The sequence below is a fragment of the Pseudarthrobacter sulfonivorans genome (assembly GCF_001484605.1).
Taxonomy (GTDB): Bacteria; Actinomycetota; Actinomycetes; order Actinomycetales; family Micrococcaceae; genus Arthrobacter; species Arthrobacter sulfonivorans_A.
On record NZ_CP013747.1, the window covers coordinates 229,327 to 247,977 of the forward strand.

Below are 18,651 nucleotides of genomic sequence, written 5' to 3' on the forward strand. Positions count from 1 at the left end.
ACCGTCCGAGCCTCTCCTACCGCCCGGGCATCCCCGATCAAATGGCGAACGAGGGGCCCTTCCCCAGGAGTGAAACGGTCAGCCTGCGTAGGGGTCGGCGATGCCGATGTATTGGGTGGTCGTGTACTCGGCGATGCCCTCGGACCCGCCTTCGCGGCCGAGGCCTGACTGCTTGACTCCGCCGAACGGCGCCGCGGCGTTGGAGATCACGCCGGCGTTGAACCCGACCATGCCGAACTCGATCTGCTCGGCCACCCGCAAGAGCCGGTTGAAGTCACGGCTGTAGATATAGGACGCGAGGCCGTATTCGCTTGCGTTGGCCAGCCGGATCGCGTCCTCTTCAGTGCTGAAAGTGGTGACCGGGGCGACGGGGCCGAAGATCTCCTGGCGGAGGATCGCGGCGTCGTTCGGCACATTCCCGAGCACGGTGGGCGGATAGAAGTAGCCCGGACCGTCAAGAGGTGAACCGCCGGTGACGGCGGTTGCTCCGGCCTCGACGGCGGCGCTCACCAGCGCGTGCACGTCATCCCGGGCACCGGCATCGATCAGCGGGCCTACCTGGGTGCCGGGTTCAGTGCCGCGGCCGGTGGCCAGGGAGCCCATAGCAGCCGCGAACCTCCGGGTGAATTCCGCCGCGACGGATTCCTGGACGAGGAAGCGGTTGGCGGCGGTGCAGGCCTCGCCCATGTTCCGCATTTTGGCGGCCATGGCACCTTCGACGGCTTTGTCCAGGTCGGCGTCCTCGAACACGATGAACGGCGCGTTGCCGCCAAGTTCCATCGAAGTGCGCAGCACGTTCTGCGCCGCGTCGGCGATGAGTCGCTTGCCCACCGGGGTGGAGCCGGTGAAGGAGACCTTCCGCAGCCGGGAATCTTTCATCAGCGGCCCGGAAATTCCGGAAGCCGACGAGGAGGACACCACGTTCAGGACCCCGGCTGGCAGGCCGGCGTCGAGCATCGTTTGGGCGAAGTACTGGGCGGTAAGCGGGGTGAGTTTGGCGGGTTTGAGGACCATGGTGCAGCCGGCGGCGATTGCGGGTGCTACTTTGCGGGTGGCCATGGCCAGGGGGAAGTTCCACGGCGTGATCAGCAGGCAGGGTCCGACGGGTTTGTGCTGGACGAGGATCTTGTTTTTGCCCTCGGGGGTGGTGAGGTAGCGGCCGTAGTCGCGGACTGTTTCTTCGGAGAACCAGCGCAGGAACTCTGCTCCGTAGGTGACTTCGCCGCGGGCTTCGGCCAGCGGTTTGCCCATTTCCAGGGTCATCAGCAACGCGAAGTCCTCGGCGCGTTCGGTGACCAGTTCAAAGGCCCGGCGCAGGATTTCGGCACGTTCCCGCGGTGCCGTGCGTGCCCAGGAGGCCTGGACTTTGTCCGCGGCGTCGAGGGCGGCGACGGCGTCTTCGCTCGTGGCCGAGGCCAGGGTGGCGAGCACCTCCCCCGTGGCGGGATCGTGGACGTCAAACGTGCCGCCGTCGGACGCCTCCACCCACTGCCCGCCGATCAGCAGGCCGGTGGGGAGGGAGGCGAGCAACGCTGCTTCACTCTCGGCAGAAACCAGGGTGCGTAAGACCGGGGTGAGCTGTGCTGATGAAACATTCAATGAGGAGAGTCCTTAGAAGTTGTCAGTAGCTGGCGGGTGTGCCGCTGTCGGACGGATTGATGTATTGAGCGGGCATCGGAGCCGCGGGCCAGGAGAGTGACGGTGGCCACGACCAGGATGAACTTAGCGGCTTTGTTCCAGTAGTGGCAGACGCTGTCGGGATTGACGGCGTCTGACCCGGCGGGCGTGCCTGCGCCTTTCGGGTTGTCAGGCAGAATGCGACGGCGGCGCGCACCTGAGGTGCTCCTGCTCGCCCAAAAGGCCCATGGAGCCGGCGCGGTCGAACGGGCCTACGAAGATGGCGTCCACGCCGTCCACGTAAATTCAACCTGGACGGTGATCCTGAATTCCGTGGACGTCGCCGTGGCGCAGTAGAATCCGGCCGCTACCGGAACGGATGAAGAGGCAAGCCCGGATATGGCCACTGAGCTGTGAGTACGTTTCCCTCATCTGCGTCGGTGATGATGAGCTGGCCGGCCGTCGAGATTGCCACGTTCGTGTACTTAGTAGCGGCGCCCGGATTGATCACCTCGACCAGGGATCCGTTGGAGTCGTATACCTGCAGGTCCCCGGGCTGCGTGCCGGTGATGCAGCAAACCACGAGGTGGCCGTGAGCGTCCCACGCAAATCCGTCCGGACGACCGTGATCGAGCTGAATGAAGGTCTCAGGTGTCCCTAACTTCCCGTCATTTCCGAGTGGGAATCGCACTATTTGGCCTTCGCCTGATCGGGCCACGTAGACGGCGTCGTCCTCGATTCCGAAACCGATTCCGTTCGGGTACCAACCGACGGAGGTGAGTAGCTCGGAATCCCCGGTTTCGGCATCGATCCTCCAGAGCCGACCGTCGTCGCGTGATGGTTGGCGACTCGGATCGGTCAGATAGATGAGTCCGTCCGGGCCGAAGCAGAGGTCGTTTGGGTAAATCGGGTCAGCGCTCACCGAGCGAACGAGTCCTCTCGGTGAAATGGCCTGAAGACCGCCGGTGATGCCAGGCCAGCGAGTGACCAACGCACCTCCAGGGCCGGGAGCAGTGGGTCGCCATCCTCCGTTCTGCGCAACGTAGATGTCACCGCCCGACCCTTCAGCCGCCCCGTTCGGGCCACCTCCAGTTGCTCCCAGCACAGTCTTGACACCATTTACTATCTGGTAGACGTACCCCTGATCAATCGATGTGACGACGATCCGTCCGTCTTGAGCAAACACAGGCCCTTCAGCAAACCCGATGTCCGTTGTTAACACGTCAAACTGCATTTTCATATCCTCACGCATCATCGACCAAGGCGATCAAAAGCGGAGCCGTCACTTAAGGAAGTCTTTGATCCCTGTCAGTGCGGCCTTGGTTTCCTCTGGTGACATCCACTCGGTCCCGTTGCCGAGGCTCTTACGAAGTTCTTCATTCGAAGTGCAGCTTTCGACCGCGTCCGACAGTGCACTCACGGCGGCAGAGGGCAGACCAGCGGGCGCCGCGAAGAGGGAGAAGTTGCTAGGCGCAGGCAGTAGCCCCTCGGCGAAACCAGCTTCTTTGAAAGTGGGGATGTTCGGCCAGTAGGAAACCCGCTCGTCAGAGTGAATTCCAAGACCACGCAGTTCTCCGGAGGCTATCCAACCCTCTGTCTCCTTTCCGGGGTACATGATGGCCGCGTCGTAATCACCGACGTCCAGGCCACGTTTCTGCTCACCGATTGCTGGCTGGACGAGAGTCTGAACGTTCAGTCCCTGCGCGCGCCATGCATTCACGATAAGCCCGCTTCCGGCTTGTTCGCCCGGCACAGCGACTACGACGGGTTCCTTGCTAGACAGGAGATCATTCAGCGTCTTGTATGGACTGTCGGCGGGCACCATCAAAGTCTCCGGCACTACCTTGACCGTCCCGAGCATGTCGAAATCTTCCAGTGAGTATCCGGCTGAGGCAGAAAAATGCGGTGCCAGAACCAGCGGGGAGGTACCGGAATAGGTGATCGTGTACCCGTCGGCGTTCGCTTTCAGCACCTGAGCCATGCCCAGAGCCCCCGAGGCCCCCTCCTTGTTTTCTACGACCAACGGCTGTCCGAGCCCGTCCTCCATGCACGAAGCGAACACCCGAGCCGAGACGTCCGATCCAGAGCCGGGCGCGAACGGAACGATCACGGTGATCTTTTTGGTGGGGAAGGAACCGCCAGATGTAGCTGGAGCTGAGCAACCCGTGACCGTAAAAGCACCTACAGCGATGACACCCAGCGCCAATGCTGGCAAAAATGGCTTTTTCCTCATTGAAATCTCCTGTGAGCAACGGGCTCCGTCTTACCCGCGGGCGTGACTTGGGGCTTCCCCCGCCTCAAGCTCGAATGGAGCGGTTTGAACTTGTCCCTGAGCTTTTGATAGCCACACCCCAAATGGAGTGTTCTATCAGTAAGACACAATAAGTAGAGCGGCGCAAGGAAAGAATCTTCGCTACTGCCTCAGGCTCAAGGCCGGACAGTCGGCCGGCTTTGCGTCAAGCAGCAGCTCCGCCCTACGGCCCTGTGACGACGGCGCGACCCTGAGGGGCGCAGGTGGCAGCCGGAATCTGGCCTAGTCCGAATTAAGACTTGTGCCAATCCAGTCCAAGCTGCTTTACTGATAGAACACTCCAATCGGAGGAAGCTATCAGTGACGATAAAAGGATGTGTACGGATGCAGGCACTGCCACGAGAATCCCGCGCGGCAGTTGTTGTCGAGTTTGGACGGCCGATGGAGATCCTAGCCGTTGAAATTCCTCGCGAATTAGAACCGGGCGCCATACTCACCCGAAATCTGGTGGCGACAGTCTGCGCCACAGATGTTCATATTGCCGGCGGATCTACACCGGCCGCCTTCCCAAATGACCCGCCGTTCATCCTTGGCCACGAAGTAGTAGGCAGGGTCGAATTCGCGAACGCTGTTGAAACCGACGCAATTGGCCAGCCGTTGCGAATCGGTGACCGCATCGTCTGGACGCACGGACACTGTGGCCGTTGTCGTTATTGCGTGGTGGAACGCAAACCTTCCCTCTGCATCAACCGTCGGCCGTCAATGGGAGGGTCAATCGACAAATTCCCCTACCTTGCGGGCGGCTTCGCGGAGTACGGGTACGTCTACCCAACCGGCGGCGCGGTTCGGGTCCCCGACGGCATCACCGACGCTGTCGCATCCGCCGCTTCGTGCGGCCTGCAGACGGTAGTACACGCGTTTGAGAGTTCTCCGCCAGTTAACGAGGCCACGGTCGTAATCATTCAGGGGGCAGGGCCGCTCGGTCTCTTCTCAGTTGCCCGCTACGTGGCGGCAGGCGCAAGAGTCATTCTGATTGGCGGGCCTGCTCAACGCCTCGAGCTCGCCAAAGCCTGGGGCGCAACCGACGTGGTGAATATCGAGGAGGTGCCTAGCGCTTCAGACCGAATCAAACTAATCAAGGACCTCACTCACGGTCGTGGCGGAAACATCGTCGTGCAGGCGTCCGGAATGTCGGCGGCATTCACGGAAGGCGTCGAGATGATCGCGAACGGCGGCTACTACCTCATCATCGGACAGGGCCACGACGCCCCAGTAATATTCGACCCCTCAGTCTTGACCTCGCGAAATATTTCGATTGGCGGAGTCAGGGCCGCCGGCGCTGAGCACACGTGGCGTGCGATGGAATTCCTCAACCGCCACAAGTCCACTTTCAACTGGGACAGCATGATTACGAGCTTTCAGAGCCTCGACCACATCAATGAGGCTTTCGACAGAATGCGTTCTTGGGAGGAGATCAAGCCAGCCATCCAACTCCTTCAAACCGGGTGATCCTGCCCCGTACAGGACGGCTTGCGAGGCGGAAGCTCTCGGATCCTGGGCCGACTCACACCGGCCATCACAATCAATGACCACCAATCTAACGACACCACGACCACGACCGACAGAGGGAAGCCCCCAAATGACACTCATCACCACGTCCTCCACCGGCGCGCAAGGAGTCGGCAAAGCTGTCGCCGCCTTCGATCGGCCCATCGTTTTCGGGATGCCTGGCGGACATACTATCCAGATCTTTGACGCCTTGTACGACCACCAAGACTCCGTTGAGTGCGTGCTCGTGCGCGAAGAGTCGATCGCGACAGTCATGGCAGAGTCCTATGGTCGACTCACCGGCCGAACTGCCGTCGTGATGGCGCAGGGCGCGTGGGTCCTAGGCGCTGGCGGCAGAGGCATCATGGAGGCCCACCTTGGTGCGTCGCCCATGGTCATCCTTATCGACGCGACGGAGGGGGGCACCTATTCCCACCACGGCCCGTATCAGTCAGGGTTTGGCGGCTACGGAGCCTACGACCTGCCTGCCGCTATGTCTGCCATTACCAAGCGAACTTTCGTGGCAACCGACCCCGTCCAAGCAGTACAGATGACACAACTCGCCGCCAAACACGCGCTTGAAGGTGAGCCCGGACCCGTTGCTGTGATTTTCCACAGCCGAGCCCTCTTGAACAAGTTCTCAGCGGAAGATCTCCCCCGGCTGTTTTTCGATGGCGACTACAGTTCACCGATCGCAACTACGCCGGAATCGGCGATTTCAGCCGCTGCAGCTGCTATCCGTGACTCCGAGCGCCCGATCATCATCGCCGGCAATGGTGCACGCGGTGCGGCATCCAAGTCGGCCCTGCTCACCTTCGCGGAGGCACACGATATTCCCGTCGCCACCACGCAGGGCGGCAAGAGCACTTTCCCCGAAGACCACCCGCTTGCCGCCGGGGTGATCGGATCGTACGGCCACAACACCGCCAACACGCTCGTCGGCGAATCCGACTTGATCATCGCAGTCGGCACAAAGCTCGGGTCCACAGACACAATCGATGAGAATCCGTCGCTCGTGTCCGCCGCCAGGCAAACGATCGTTCAGATTGACGTAGAGGCCCTGAACATTGGCTGGACCCGGCCCGTCGCACATGGGCTGTTGGGGCTCGTGACCGACGTGCTGCCACGCCTTGACTCGGCGCTCGCCGACCTCTCTGCTGCGGGGCGGTCGCGCGTTGCAACAGTGCGGGAGACGACCGATTACTTCCCAGAACTGAATGACTCCATTCCGGAGGACTGGACCGTCAACCCGCGGCGCCTCTCGCGGATTCTCAGCGAACAGCTTCCCGCCAACGCGATCGTGACGTGCGACGCTGGCGAAAACCGCATCTTCATCTTGCACGATTTTCAAACGCGCGATGGCGGCATCATGTTGCAACCCAACGGCGGTGGCGGCATGGGCTACGCGGTTCCGGCAGCTCTTGCGGCCACGTACTCAAACCCGAAGCAGTTGGCAGTAGCGGTGACAGGCGACGGCGGTTACGCCATGAGCCTGCACGGATTAATGACGGCCGTCGAGAACAAGCGGAAGATGCTTGTCGTGGTGATGGACAATCAATCCCTGGGGTGGATTAAGCACGGTCAGGGGGCGAGGCCCTTCCTTGTAGACTTTGCCCCGTTCGACCTTGGGGGAATTGCCGCAGCCATCGGGTGCACCGCGATAACGGCTACGTCGGAACAGGAACTGATTGCTGGCATCGCCAAAGCTCGAGAGATGACAGGTACGACGGTCTTGATCGTGAAGACAGGTCTCTCGGAGTCATTCCTCACCATCAAGACCGATATGGCTGCTGGTAGCCACGAAGAGGTAGCCAGCCACGACAGCTGATCCGAGTTAAGTTAGTCCTTCCCAAACAACCCCCGGGGATGTCAGGACGGATGCATTAGATTCCGTTGAGGACCTGGGTTGGGTCCTGTGGGTCTTCCTGGCACCTTCGGAGGTTGTTTGTTATGTCTGTTCAGGTTGCGGTGACTGCAGGACCGAGCGGCTGGTGGAGGCCGCCCCGGGACGCGCAGACCACCGCCGAGGCTACGGTCGGGCGGCAGGTTCTGGTCGCCGACCTGTCGCCGCTGACGGAGATGCCCGCGCAGATCGCCACCGCCGAGGCCGAATTTGCCCGGTTTCTGCCGCTGAGCCCGTTCGCGACGCTCACCACGACCCCGGGCTGGGGCGTGGTCCGCGTCGGCAACTATGTAGGGGCCTGGGGTGACCCGAACCACTGGCCCGAGCCGGCACAGATCTACCGGGCATCGGGGTTGTCTCCGGCCCAGTGTGTGTCGGCATGAATACGCCGCGACGGTTCCATAAGCAGAAAGGGAAGCGTGGCGCTGCGCCAGGCCCTGATCGATCTCTGCATGGGACTGTGGTTCAACGACCCGCCCAGCCGGGCCTACGCAGCTCCGCTCAAGGCGCGGCAAGAAGGGCGGGGTGATCGCTGCGCGATGTCCCACCGCGCCACCCGTACCGCCTCTGCCATGGTCCGGGACCAGGCCACCTACGACCCTGCCCACCGGAGTGAGCACAAGTCCGGCTTTGCCGGGCGCTCCGGCCGGTCCCCGCCGCCGGCGCAAGAATCCTGTCGACGTGGAGCGCCCGCAGCGCCGCGAGGACGAACGACGTGGACAGCGACTAGCCGCGGCACACAATTCGGTCCAGTCCGGGAAACCGCCGCCGGCTGCCGCCGGTTCAAAGGAGGTGCCCCGTAAGCCCTCTTCGCAACTCTGACCGGCGATGAGACGCTGGAACCGACGAAGGGCCGGACCAGACGCCGAAACAGCTATGGCGGACGCTCAGGCGTTACGCCGCGTCTAGCATGGCGCCCGGCTCTTGGCTCCCGGCCGCAGCCCGAACGACTCCTGATGATCCGGGTAAATTATCCGAGGTCGATAAGTCAGCGTGGGCGCCCTAACCGAAACCGTGCCCCCGGTCCAGCCAACAAACCGCCAGCCTCCACACGCCTCCGCTTACACAGGGCGTCCACCACCCCCGCCATGGACACACTTGACACACGACCTGTAGCCAGCTTGGAGTCCGCTGAATTACAAGCCGGGGCGCTAGCCGGCTCCCAGTTGCCATAAATCTCCGGAGCCCGAGGTTAAGGAGTCCACGCAGGTTCAGTTCGAGATCCACGGGTGCAGCCAGTCAATGTTCAGCTTCCGTACCCGCGACGAGTTGGGTGCAGCGAGTCCAAAGCGGGCAGCCGGTGCAGGCGGCACCGAACGTGACGGGCGTTTTGGTACTGACTGTCCCGGTATGTAGTTCGGACAGATGACTGTTTTTGCGGCCTCATCGACGGTCAGGCATCACGGGTGATACCACCGATCACGGCCGGCGGCACTGGCCAGGGCTTGATCACTGTCGTGTACCCTCTCGCGGCGATGGCCGCCGCCATAGGCGTCGTAGGCGAGACTGCCAGGATTTGGATGTGGTCGCCGGTGATTGAAGTGTTCGCGGCGAGCGACCGCACCGTCGCTGTTCTCCGGCCCTGATGCCTTCGCCGCCTCGGCCGTGGTGATCAGCTTGGTGTCGGGCTCGACGACATGTGAGCCCTAAATCCGTCCCGCGAATGAAACGGGGTTGCGTTCGCGCCAGGTGGCCGTGTCCACGGTGGCTATCGTATTGCCGGCCAGATCGGACACCGCAAAACCGCGCGGAACGTGCGGTGGGCGACCGTCGAACTTCGACTCAAAGAATGAATGATGGCGCGGCTGCCCTACCGCGCGGGCGTCATCCACTCTGCCGTCGTCACCTGGCTACGATAAGGAGACACACCCTATTCGGCGGACCGACCCCTGATCGGTCAGGGTGGCTGTCGGCTATCTCGATTCGCCCGCCTGTGACTTCCGGAGAATGTCTTGAGCTCTGAGGACGATGGGCGCGTCGACCATTTCTCCCCCTACCCGTACTGCGCCACCTGATGCCGAAGCCGATAGGACGCGAAGTGCCCACGTGCGCTCATCATCGGTGGGCATAAACGCGGCGTTCACACCCTCCGCCTGGCCAGGGTGAATGCACAATTTGCCCGTGAACCCCAATTTCCGGGATCTCGTGGCATCGTTTGCAGCAACCAAATAGTCGTCGAGTTGTGTAGTTACGCCATCGACCGGTCCTGGGAGCCCTGCGGCTCTAGACGCCATTACCAGGGTCGACCGTGCGTAGAGCATGGCATCGCTCTCGACTGAGGACTGTATGTCCGCGGCGAAATCCAAGTGGCCGAAAGCGAGTCTGGCCACTCCGGGGGCAGCCGCGATCTCCCGAGCATTGAGGACACCGGCAGCTGTCTCAATCAGAGCTACGATCTCTACGTTCTCGCCGAGCATCTGGTAAACGCCGGCTATCGTCCTCGAATCTGCCGCCATAGGAATAACGACTGCGCTCAGCCCATTCAGGCCGGACATCGCAGCGATATCGTTTGAACAGTGCTCGGTGCCGATCCCATTAATTCGAACTGCGGCCGACATCCCAGCCGCCAGCCACGTGGATGCCGCCACCCTAGCGGCCTCCTTCTCATCATCAGGTACAGCGTCCTCGAGATCTATCACCACCAGGTCTGCAGCACTCGCCGCTGCCTTGGGGAACCGTTCCGGCCTGTTTCCCGGGACGAACAAAAACGTCCGGGCAGAAGCTACCGAAGAGTGGAACGCATCCATGGGCACGTTGGCTGTCACCATTTGACGGCTATGTACTTTGTTTCGAGGAATTCGCTGAGGCCGTGACGTCCGCCTTCCCTGCCAATTCCGCTGTGCTTCATCCCCCCGAAGGGTGCAGCTGGATCCGAGATTACTCCGGTATTGATTCCCACCATTCCGGCCTCGAGCTGATCCGCGACGCGAAGGGCGCGGGAGAGGTCAGCGCTGAATACGTAGGAGGCCAGGCCCATGTCGGTGGCGTTCGCGAGAGCAACCGCTTCCTCCTCCGTATCGAACGCGACGACTGTGGCGACTGGAGCAAACATCTCGTGTTGCAGAACAGCCGCCCCCGGAAGTACATCCAGGAGGATCGTCGGTGCGAAATAGTATCCATTTGCGGGTCCCGACCCGCAAACCACCGCTCGGGCGCCATGACTAACTGCGGCTGCGACTGCGTCGTTGACGGAGTCCAGGGCTGACCGGCTGGCCAGTGGGCCAATCTGGGCGCCGTGGTCTGTGCCGGGGCCGATCACCATCCTCGAGAATGCGGAGGTGAGCCGGTCAATAAACGCGTCATACACGTCTCGGTGGACTAGGAACCGGTTGGCGGCAGTGCATGCTTCGGCGTTGTGGCGCAGTTTCGCCACCACGGCGCCCGCGGTTGCCTCGTCGAGGTCGGCGTCGTCAAAGATGATAAAAGGCGCGTTGCCCCCGAGCTCCATTGAGCATTTGAGGACCCGCGCGCTGGCCTGGGCGAGCAGCTGACTGCCTACTCGGGTGGACCCGGTGAAAGAGAGGGCACGGACTGGCCCTTCCGCAATCAGGTCACCAACCACTTCGACGTCGGTAGTGGTGGGAATGACATTGATGACGCCTGCCGGTATGCCGACCTTTTCCGCTATTAATGCAAGATGCAGTGCGGTCAGCGGCGTCTGAGAAGAAGGTTTGACCACGACGGTGCACCCCGCAGCGAGAGCGGGCGCGATTTTACGGGTGATCATGGCCGCCGGCAGATTCCAGGGCGTGATCAGGAGGGCGACACCTACTGGCTGAGATGTCTCCATGATTCGACGAGCACCACTTGGGGATTCTGAAAGGAAACCGGGGACTCTGACTGCTTCCTCGCTGTACCAGCGGAAGAAGTCGGCGGCATACTCAACCTCACTCATCGCGTCACCGAACGGCTTGCCGTTTTCGGCTACGATCAACTCCGCGATCTCGTCGGCCGTCGAGATCATCTCCTCGAACATGGCGCGGAGAAGCTCTGCGCGCACCCGAGGCGGTGTGGAACGCCAACCTGCTGCCGCTTCGGCTGCGGCTGCGGCCGCCGCTCGAGCGTCAGCAATGCCCGCGTCGGCCACGGTTGCCAGCACTTCACGTGTTGCCGGATTCTCAACATCGAATCGCTTTCCCGATGAACTGGGAACCCATTGGCCCCCGATGTACAGGTCAGTTGCGCTGAACATGTTGCTACCCATTTCGTATCGTAGAGAGAAGGTCGTTGTCGCCGCCCAGGCGCGGCACTGATCCCAGTTCTGCTCCGTCTCCGTCGAAGAGCAGAGGCAAGCGCGGAAGACGTAGATACGTACCGTCGGCGCGTTTGAGTCGCTCATCCTGCACTGGTGTGAAGAGGCCCCGGTGGGCCAGCTGAGGACAGTTGCGGACGTCTTCAATGGTTTGGACGGCGCCTGCGGGCTGGCCAGCGTCACGCAATTTTGCTACCGCCTGTTCGGTGGTCAGGCCAGCAGCCCAGGCCTCCAATGCAGGAACGACCATGTCGTTCATGCGGTTGGCCCGTTTCAATACACTGTCTAGTTCCGGGGCGCTCTGCAATTCCGGCCTACCCATGGCGCTGCAGCACCGCGCCCACATCTCGTCGGTGGGAATAACGATAGAGATCCAGCCTCCATCCCCGGCGACAAATGCGCCGACGGGACTGAACAGATCGATGCCGCGTGTGGGCACCTCGCCCGTGAATTCATGGAGGGTAAGAGGTCTTTCGAGGAACGATGCGGCGATGTCGTACATCGCTGCATCGACGTGCGAACCCAGACCAGTGCGAGCCCGCTGCACGAGGGCTGCCAGGATGCCTAATGCGGCGTAAACACCGGAGAGAAGATCAAACGTGCCCATCGGCGCCAGGCCAGGAGGGCTGTCAGCGGTCTGTCCGATCAGGCTACTCAGACCGCTCATTGCCTGGATGACAGAGTCGAATGCGGGCCAGTCCCCATACGGGCCTCCGGAAACGCCAAAGCCGCTGATTTCACAGACAATAAGCTGCGGAAACTTGGCACGGAGCACGTCGGCGCCCAGTCCGAGCCGCGCGAGGGAGCCCGGCCGACTGTTGCATACGAAAACGTCTGCTTCAGCGAGCAGCACCATCAAGGCAGCGACGTCCTCGGCATCGGCCAGATCCAGTTCGACGGAACGCTTCCCACGGTTGTAGGAGGCAAAGCCTCCGCTCACGTAGTCGTCAGCGGGCCCCATCCGCGGCTGGTATGCGCGCCGAGGGTCCCCCGACCTGGGCCGCTCGACTTTGATTACCTCCGCGCCGGCATCACGCAGAATTGCCGTGCAGTGGGGGCCGGCGATGAACTGTTCAAGAGACACCACCTTTACCCCGTCAAGGAGTGTGAGTCCGCTCATTTTGTTTCTCCAATCTCGATGTTGTTGGCCGTCTTGACGAGGGCAACCGGCCTCCAGTCAAGAACTTCGGTGCGTTCGGCGCGTGAGCTGTGGGAGTCGTGGCGGCGGGCTCGAACCGTGACCTTTAACCCGAAGAGTTCGACTCCACCGCCAACGACATGACGGTCAGTTACTTCATGCTCGAAGTCCAGGACGTCGCCCTCGAACACTGGGGCGGTGTGGGAGCAGCTCCGCCAGCCAAGGACCGTCATAAGGCCAGGCACCATCCGGGCCAGGGACGCCTGAGCCATGCCGATAGCGTGGCCCCCGTACACCAGGCGGCGTCCCCCAATCCCTCGTGCAGGGTCCCGATGGGCCGCGGCGAGATTTTGTGTGAGGCGGACAAGTTCCAGCGCATTGCTTACTGTGTCCGAAAGTGGATCCGCCAATACGCCTGCAGCTCCCCTATTTTCCGTAGGGAACTTTTGAAAGTTCCACTCTGGAATGAAGGGCAAGTATTCCGTCAGTGGAGTGTTCTGGTCGGCGGCTCCGATTTGTCCGCCCTCCATGACGGTTTCGGCGTCGCGACAAGGGAGCAGTGCTAGACGTTCGAAGTCGGCCACTCGTTCGCCGCGATCATCTGTGGTCTGTATTCGCAACAGCACCTTTGCCCGGCGCGGCGCAACCTCGGACTTAGTCAGTTCCAGTGCAGTGGGAGTGACCTGGGTCGATAGGGTATCGCCCAGGCGAACCTGTCGGCGCAGCGCGACGGATCGGTAAAAGAGATTTGCGATCACCCGGGCCGTGGCAACGGTCGACTGCCCAATCGCGATCTGCAGGACAAGCGCGGGATTAGCGAGACGGCGATCGCCGCCCGCTACGGCGAGCGAGTCGGGTTGGCTCAATGGGAGGCGCAAAGCGTCACCTGTAATTGCCTGGTACGTAGCTGCGACACCACTGTCAATGGTTATTGAAGGGGCAGCCTGCAAAGGAATCCCGAGAATGAGGTCATCGGCATACGGCGCGTGAACGGTCATGTGCAGGTTCTCCTATCAATATGGAATGGATGGCTCAGGGCCGCGTCCGCCGCCGGCAGAGATGATGCGTGGTTCTACCGTCGCTTCGAGCGCGGAACAAAGGTCGCGCGACTGAAGCTACGAGGCCAATATTGATAGTGTACTCCGATCGGAGTAATCAATCAATAGACTGCGACCTCTAAGAGCTCGCCGTGCCTGAAGCGTCAGCGGGTCTTCTGGAGGTGTTCCCGTACTCGGGATGAGAAGTCACGAGGGTTCTCAAGAAATGCCATATGTGGGCCTGCGATCTCGACATATCGGGACCCGGAAACTGCCTCATTGATGGCGCGCATTGCCGCCGGGCTCGTTGCCTTGTCGTCCGTGGCTGCTAACACAGTCACTGGCACGCGGATGCCCGCAATGCGGTCCAGGACGTCATGCTCAGCAATCGCGCACCAAGTGGCGGCGGAGGTAACGCGAGGGGTTGAGAGCAGTGCATCTGTCGCGTACCTGACTGCGCCGAGCGGGTCCTCCCCCGATAGGTATTCCGGTGTGAACCATCGCGAGATCGTTGAACTCAACATGCCCGCAGGGCCGTTTTGGTCGAACTCATCCGCCCGCTTTCGTAATACGGTCCGATCTGGGGGCCTCGCGGAGCCGCACGCGAGAAAGAGGGATGCAACCAGTTCGGGCCGGCGGACCACCAGATGCATTGCGACCATCGCGCCCAGCGAGCAGCCGACCAGGTGAGTCGGGCCTGCAAGGCCGGCCGCAATGTCATCTGCAAACTCCGCCATGGTGACGCTCGCGACCGCGACCCTGCCACCATGGCCCAGGAGGCTGCGGCCCTCTATCCCCGGGACGTCGATCCAGGTGGCCCCGGCTGCGTTGAGGCCTACAGGATGCAGGAATACAACGGCAGCATTGGGACTCATAAGTGTTCTTCCAGGTCCCTCGGCTCCGTCAACCCCTGACCAAGTTGAGACCGCCGTCGACGATCATGCTCATCCCTGTGATGTAGCCCGCGTCATCCGAAACAAGGAAGAGGGCAGCGTTGGCAACGTCCCAGGCGGTACCCACACGGTTTGCCAAGGGCACTCGAAGTTGCCTCATCGCGACGACTTCCTCTCGTGACTTGCCGAGCTTGGACGCTCGAGACTCGACCGCCATTGGGGTGTCAATGATCCCTGGGAGGATGACATTGACTCGGATCCCGAATTCGGCGTTAGCAGCTGCGATGTTCTCCGTAAGAGCGATGACCCCCGTCTTCGACGTCTTATATCCAGCGAGCGGGTTCGCGGTGAGCGCAGCCATAGACGCGATGTTGATTATTTTGCCGGACGACTGCTCCCGCATGATGGGAAGCACGTGCTTGCAAGCAAAGAGGACGCTCTTTAGGTTGACGTTCATCAGAAAATCCCAGGCTTCTTCGGTGATCTCGGTCACCGGACCGTCCCCGCCCATGTGACTGATACCGACGTTGTTGTGGAGAATGTCCACACGGCCCCATAGCTGCTTACACGCAGCAACCATAGCGACGACAGATGATTCATCAGTTACGTCGGCGGCGAAGGCTTGCGCATCTCCCCCATCATTCGTAATGAGCGTTGCGGTCTCCTTGGCTGAGTCCAGATCTCGGTCGACAACGAAGACTTTGGCCCCTTCTCGTGCGTAGGTGACTGCGACCGCCCGTCCGTTGCCGACGGCCGCGCCCGGCGCCTGCCCTGCTCCTACTACGATGGCAACTTGATTTGCCAGCTTTCCAGCCATTGAACTGTCCTTTCGAGACGTTTGCATTGTCATGGGCTCCCGCCCTAAGCGGGCCTTATTCGCCCGTGAGGAATCTCCGTGGTACTTCCCGCATCATCAGGTCCACGTCCGTGCTCGATACCCCGCTGCTGATAAGAGCAGGTAACCCGATTCGGGAGAGAAAAAGCAGTCCGTCGGGGTTGTAGTCATCGGCGGGTGGCTCAGTCATGCCGGCTGGTACTGGGCGAGTAGCGCCGAAGTCGTGACCGAGCATGATCCGGTGCGCCCACCCGCGGTCCACCAGAGCCTTAACGGTTGCATTCCGCTGCTGCCAGTTGGGCCTACCCGGACGGCCAGGATACCGGTCCATTGAGAGCCAGACACCTTGATCCAGCAGTAACAGCAGGTAATCGACATCGGTCGTGTCAGCGCTGTGACCGATGCAAATGCGATCCACGGGGGTGCCCTCCTCCAGAAGTATGCGCAGCTGGTCCCGCCCTTGTTCTGCCTCAGCGTGATGATGAGAACTGATCGGACGTCCGGTACGGGCAGCAGCACGGCCGGCGGCGCGCAAGACGTTCTCGTGAACCGGCGTAATGCCCGCCACGTCTGTGGCCACCTTGATCACTCCGGCCTTGATGGAAGTGTTATCGATGCCTTCCTCGATCTCACGCACGAAGATATCTGCGCTGGCTGCAACGCTCCGAGTCAAGAAGGAGCGCGGAGGATCCAGCCAGATTCCGGTCGCCACGACCACCTGAATCCCAGCAGCGCGGGACACTTCCTGGATGAACTTCACGTCCCGACCGAGATCGGGTGTCGTGAGGTCAATCATGGTGTCGACGCCTGCCTGCTTGACCTCGCGCAAACTCGAGATAGCACGCTCAAGCGAACGTTCACGGTCGAACATCCACGGATAGTGTTTTGTGTCTTCACCTGCGCTCGTCATCACATGTTCGTGGCTGAGCGTGAATCCGAGTTGTGAAGGATCGATCGGACCCAGAGCGGTCTCGACGGCGACCATAGTTAAGCCTTTCCTGGAGTTGGGAGGTCTAGCGCCATGCGGAGTACATTTCAGGCGGTCCATAGTCTTTGAGGGGCTGTGACCATTCGTCTTCAACATCGACTTGGAGCGCGAGCAAAACGCGGACAACGTAGTTGTAGTAGCTGGTAATCATGATGAGCTGAGTCGCGTGCTCGCGACCAAGCGATTCCTCGATGACCTTCCAGTCTTGGTCCGAAATTTCAAGCTTGAGAGTGAGATCCCGGGCTGCCCTCAACACCGACTTATCTAGCGGCGACAGTGACGTCTCTTCCCCTGCACTCTCTGCAACGATGGCGCGAACATCGTCGTCTGTGACTCCGAAGTCCCTGCCGATCTTGACGTGGTGGCTGAACTCGTACGCTCCGCCGGTCGAGTATCCAACTTGGATAATGGCCATCTCGCGAAGACGCCCGTCCACCGACGATTCGTTGCGAATCCATTTTCCGACAGGTGAAAACGCCTTCATCGCGCTCGGAGCGTTGGCCATTGCAGCGAAAACATTGATGGGTCGGGTTAGTAGGTCTTGGTACTCTGCGGGAAGATCCTCGCGTCGGACATACGGCACTCTGGCCATTGAACTCTCCCTTGCTATTCTGGATTTAATTTCGCGCGTCGGACCCCTCACAAAACCTGCGCTGACGGCGCAGGGATCTCGGGGAGGTTAATCAGCGCCCTCATTGATGTCGAAACCCTTGCGCCCGCGGCGGACGGCGAGGATGCTGAGCACGATGGCGGCCCCGAAGATGATGAGGAGCCCGATGGTCAACGGCCGTTCCAGAAGGATGCCCAGTCCATTGGTGGACATCGACATCATTCGTCGCAGGTTCACCTCGAGTAGCACGCCGATGATTCCAGCGAGGACAACAGGTCCGGCCTCATACCCCCACCGCCTCATGAAGTACCCGATGACGCCGGCACATATCGCGACCAGGACGTCGAATGGTTCGTTGTTGAGTGCGTAAACGCCCACGAGCGAGATCATGATGGTGACGACGCCGATGACGACCATCGGCACACGCAAGAGCTGAGCGAATGCGCCCATGAGGGGCACATTCAGGAACAGCAAGATAGCGTTCCCGATCAGCATGCTGGCGATGATCCCCCAGAAGATCTCCGGGCTATCCTGCACAAACTTTGGTCCCGGCGTGATTCCCTGAATTTGGAGAGCGCCATAGACCAGTGCCATCACTGCGCTGGTTGGAAGACCCAAGGTAAGAAGCGGTAGGAAGCCAGTCTGGGATCCGGCATTGTTGGCCGTTTCCGGGCCGGCGACCCCCTCTATGGCTCCCTTCCCAAACCTCTCAGGCTTTTTAGCGAGTCGCTTCTCGACTGCGTACGAGGTCATTGATGACAGGACCCCTCCTCCACCTGGCAGTAGTCCGATGAGCGAACCAATAACGGAGCCACGCGCGATCGCTGGAGCCGAAGCTACCAAGTCCCCCCGGGTCGGATAGGCGCCCCTGAGCCCGCGCGGGACTTTTACCGGGGTCTCCGCTCCCTTCATGCGGTAGACGATCTCGCCGATCCCGAACAAACCCATGGCGACGGCGACGATGTCGATGCCGGAATTCAACTCCAGGGACCCGAACGTGAATCGGCCTACACCGGTCAACGGGTCCTGACCCACCGTCGCGACGACCAAACCGACACACGCGGCAATCATCGCCCTTACCGGTCGTCCACTCGCGATAGCCACCACCAGCGCAAGGCCGATCAGTGCAATGAGGAAGATCTCAGGAGGCCCGAAGTTTCGCGACAACTCAATGAGGGGCGTTGCGAGCACCACTAGTGCCAGTACCGCTACCACGCCGCCGATGAAGGAACCGACCGCCGCGATTCCAAGCGCAGGGCCAGCACGCCCCTGACGCGCCAGCGCATACCCGTCGAGAGCTGTGACGACCGAAGCCACCTCACCGGGAACGTTCACCAGAATGGTCGTAATGGTACCGCCGTACATGCTTCCGTAATAGATTCCGGCGAGCATAATGACCGCAGTCGTCGGTTCCATGGTGAAGGTAACCGGAAGCAGCATGGCCATGGTGGCCGTGGGTCCCAAACCTGGCAGGACACCAATCACCATGCCTACGAGCACACCGATAGTTACTGCCAAGAGATTCCCAGGCGTCAGTGCCGTGCTGAGCCCCTGCAGAAGGCCAGTCCATGTGTCCATT

General features: G+C 61.2%; 16 protein-coding genes. 4 read left to right on the forward strand and 12 right to left on the reverse strand.

The genetic code is table 11. The features are described 5' to 3' along the window. Positions 1-78: 78 nt before the first annotated feature. Positions 79-1,599, reverse strand: coding sequence for an NAD-dependent succinate-semialdehyde dehydrogenase (locus AU252_RS01005; RefSeq protein ID WP_240484289.1), 1,521 nt, complete (start codon positions 1,597-1,599; stop codon positions 79-81). Between the two features lie 216 nt (positions 1,600-1,815). Here AU252_RS01005 and AU252_RS23710 point away from each other — a divergent pair, with 216 nt between their 5' ends. Continuing rightward, entirely contained in the window at positions 1,816-1,974 is a 159-nt protein-coding gene (locus AU252_RS23710) for a hypothetical protein (RefSeq protein WP_157768906.1), read from the forward strand. Between the two features lie 10 nt (positions 1,975-1,984). Here the strand turns inward: AU252_RS23710 and AU252_RS01010 are convergent, their stop codons facing one another. Further along, entirely contained in the window at positions 1,985-2,851 is an 867-nt protein-coding gene (locus AU252_RS01010) for an SMP-30/gluconolactonase/LRE family protein (protein ID WP_058929130.1), read from the reverse strand. 48 nt (positions 2,852-2,899) lie between these two features. Further along, positions 2,900-3,850, reverse strand: a complete 951-nt coding sequence (locus AU252_RS01015; protein WP_083510186.1) for a tripartite tricarboxylate transporter substrate binding protein — start codon at positions 3,848-3,850, stop codon at positions 2,900-2,902. 402 nt (positions 3,851-4,252) lie between these two features. On the opposite strand from AU252_RS01015, the gene AU252_RS01020 reads away from it, so the two are divergent. The 3 genes from AU252_RS01020 (at position 4,253) to AU252_RS01030 (ending at position 7,702) form a co-directional block, all read left to right on the forward strand. Continuing rightward, a complete protein-coding gene (locus AU252_RS01020; RefSeq protein ID WP_083510187.1) occupies positions 4,253-5,377 on the forward strand; it encodes a zinc-binding dehydrogenase in 1,125 nt (374 codons plus the stop codon). Positions 5,378-5,507: 130 nt separating this feature from the next. Further along, the gene (locus tag AU252_RS01025) at positions 5,508-7,244 is read left to right on the forward strand and encodes a thiamine pyrophosphate-binding protein (RefSeq protein ID WP_058929133.1); all 1,737 of its coding nucleotides are present in this window, start codon (positions 5,508-5,510) and stop codon (positions 7,242-7,244) included. Positions 7,245-7,366: 122 nt separating this feature from the next. Continuing rightward, on the forward strand, positions 7,367-7,702 hold the full coding sequence (locus AU252_RS01030; protein ID WP_058929134.1) for a hypothetical protein: 336 nt from the start codon (positions 7,367-7,369) through the stop codon (positions 7,700-7,702). A gap of 1,530 nt (positions 7,703-9,232) precedes the next feature. On the opposite strand, the gene AU252_RS01040 is transcribed toward AU252_RS01030, so the two are convergent. From AU252_RS01040 to AU252_RS01080, 9 genes are all read right to left on the reverse strand, one after another. Further along, positions 9,233-10,087 (reverse strand): HpcH/HpaI aldolase/citrate lyase family protein, encoded by an 855-nt coding sequence (locus AU252_RS01040; RefSeq protein WP_205630618.1) that lies wholly within the window; start codon positions 10,085-10,087, stop codon positions 9,233-9,235. Then, complete coding sequence (locus AU252_RS01045) at positions 10,081-11,511, reverse strand: NAD-dependent succinate-semialdehyde dehydrogenase (RefSeq protein WP_240484290.1); 1,431 nt, start codon at positions 11,509-11,511, stop codon at positions 10,081-10,083. The genes AU252_RS01040 and AU252_RS01045 overlap by 7 nt, the downstream gene beginning before the upstream one ends. 4 nt (positions 11,512-11,515) lie before the next feature. Then, positions 11,516-12,691, reverse strand: a complete 1,176-nt coding sequence (locus AU252_RS01050; protein WP_058929137.1) for a CaiB/BaiF CoA transferase family protein — start codon at positions 12,689-12,691, stop codon at positions 11,516-11,518. Next, positions 12,688-13,707 carry a hypothetical protein gene (locus AU252_RS01055; RefSeq protein ID WP_058929138.1) on the reverse strand — a complete coding sequence of 340 codons (1,020 nt, stop codon included), beginning with the start codon at positions 13,705-13,707 and terminating at the stop codon, positions 12,688-12,690. The genes AU252_RS01050 and AU252_RS01055 overlap by 4 nt, the downstream gene beginning before the upstream one ends. Positions 13,708-13,910: 203 nt before the next feature. After that, entirely contained in the window at positions 13,911-14,621 is a 711-nt protein-coding gene (locus AU252_RS01060; protein ID WP_058929139.1) for an alpha/beta fold hydrolase, read from the reverse strand. A 28-nt stretch (positions 14,622-14,649) separates the two neighbouring features. Then, complete coding sequence (locus tag AU252_RS01065; protein WP_058929140.1) at positions 14,650-15,456, reverse strand: SDR family NAD(P)-dependent oxidoreductase; 807 nt, start codon at positions 15,454-15,456, stop codon at positions 14,650-14,652. Positions 15,457-15,511: 55 nt separating this feature from the next. Further along, the gene (locus tag AU252_RS01070) at positions 15,512-16,459 is read right to left on the reverse strand and encodes a phosphotriesterase family protein (RefSeq protein WP_058929141.1); all 948 of its coding nucleotides are present in this window, start codon (positions 16,457-16,459) and stop codon (positions 15,512-15,514) included. 28 nt (positions 16,460-16,487) lie between these two features. After that, positions 16,488-17,054: a carboxymuconolactone decarboxylase family protein gene (locus AU252_RS01075; RefSeq protein WP_058929142.1), complete on the reverse strand. Its 567-nt coding sequence runs from the start codon at positions 17,052-17,054 to the stop codon at positions 16,488-16,490. Between the two features lie 87 nt (positions 17,055-17,141). Continuing rightward, positions 17,142-18,650, reverse strand: coding sequence for a tripartite tricarboxylate transporter permease (locus AU252_RS01080; protein WP_058929143.1), 1,509 nt, complete (start codon positions 18,648-18,650; stop codon positions 17,142-17,144). Position 18,651 lies beyond the last annotated feature (1 nt).

Excerpts from the sequence above, each read along its gene's own strand:
- AU252_RS01065 (WP_058929140.1), bottom strand. The coding sequence starts at position 15,456 with ATGGCTGGAAAGCTGGCAAATCAAGTTGCCATCGTAGTAGGAGCAGGG.
- AU252_RS01070 (WP_058929141.1), bottom strand. The coding sequence starts at position 16,459 with ATGGTCGCCGTCGAGACCGCTCTGGGTCCGATCGATCCTTCACAACTC.
- AU252_RS01050 (WP_058929137.1), bottom strand. The coding sequence starts at position 12,691 with ATGAGCGGACTCACACTCCTTGACGGGGTAAAGGTGGTGTCTCTTGAA.
- AU252_RS01045 (WP_240484290.1), bottom strand. The coding sequence starts at position 11,511 with ATGTTCAGCGCAACTGACCTGTACATCGGGGGCCAATGGGTTCCCAGT.
- AU252_RS01060 (WP_058929139.1), bottom strand. The coding sequence starts at position 14,621 with ATGAGTCCCAATGCTGCCGTTGTATTCCTGCATCCTGTAGGCCTCAAC.
- AU252_RS01015 (WP_083510186.1), bottom strand. The coding sequence starts at position 3,850 with ATGAGGAAAAAGCCATTTTTGCCAGCATTGGCGCTGGGTGTCATCGCT.
- AU252_RS01020 (WP_083510187.1), top strand. The coding sequence starts at position 4,253 with ATGCAGGCACTGCCACGAGAATCCCGCGCGGCAGTTGTTGTCGAGTTT.
- AU252_RS01030 (WP_058929134.1), top strand. The coding sequence starts at position 7,367 with ATGTCTGTTCAGGTTGCGGTGACTGCAGGACCGAGCGGCTGGTGGAGG.
- AU252_RS23710 (WP_157768906.1), top strand. The coding sequence starts at position 1,816 with ATGCGACGGCGGCGCGCACCTGAGGTGCTCCTGCTCGCCCAAAAGGCC.
- AU252_RS01010 (WP_058929130.1), bottom strand. The coding sequence starts at position 2,851 with ATGCAGTTTGACGTGTTAACAACGGACATCGGGTTTGCTGAAGGGCCT.
- AU252_RS01040 (WP_205630618.1), bottom strand. The coding sequence starts at position 10,087 with ATGGTGACAGCCAACGTGCCCATGGATGCGTTCCACTCTTCGGTAGCT.
- AU252_RS01025 (WP_058929133.1), top strand. The coding sequence starts at position 5,508 with ATGACACTCATCACCACGTCCTCCACCGGCGCGCAAGGAGTCGGCAAA.
- AU252_RS01075 (WP_058929142.1), bottom strand. The coding sequence starts at position 17,054 with ATGGCCAGAGTGCCGTATGTCCGACGCGAGGATCTTCCCGCAGAGTAC.
- AU252_RS01055 (WP_058929138.1), bottom strand. The coding sequence starts at position 13,707 with ATGACCGTTCACGCGCCGTATGCCGATGACCTCATTCTCGGGATTCCT.
- AU252_RS01080 (WP_058929143.1), bottom strand. The coding sequence starts at position 18,650 with ATGGACACATGGACTGGCCTTCTGCAGGGGCTCAGCACGGCACTGACG.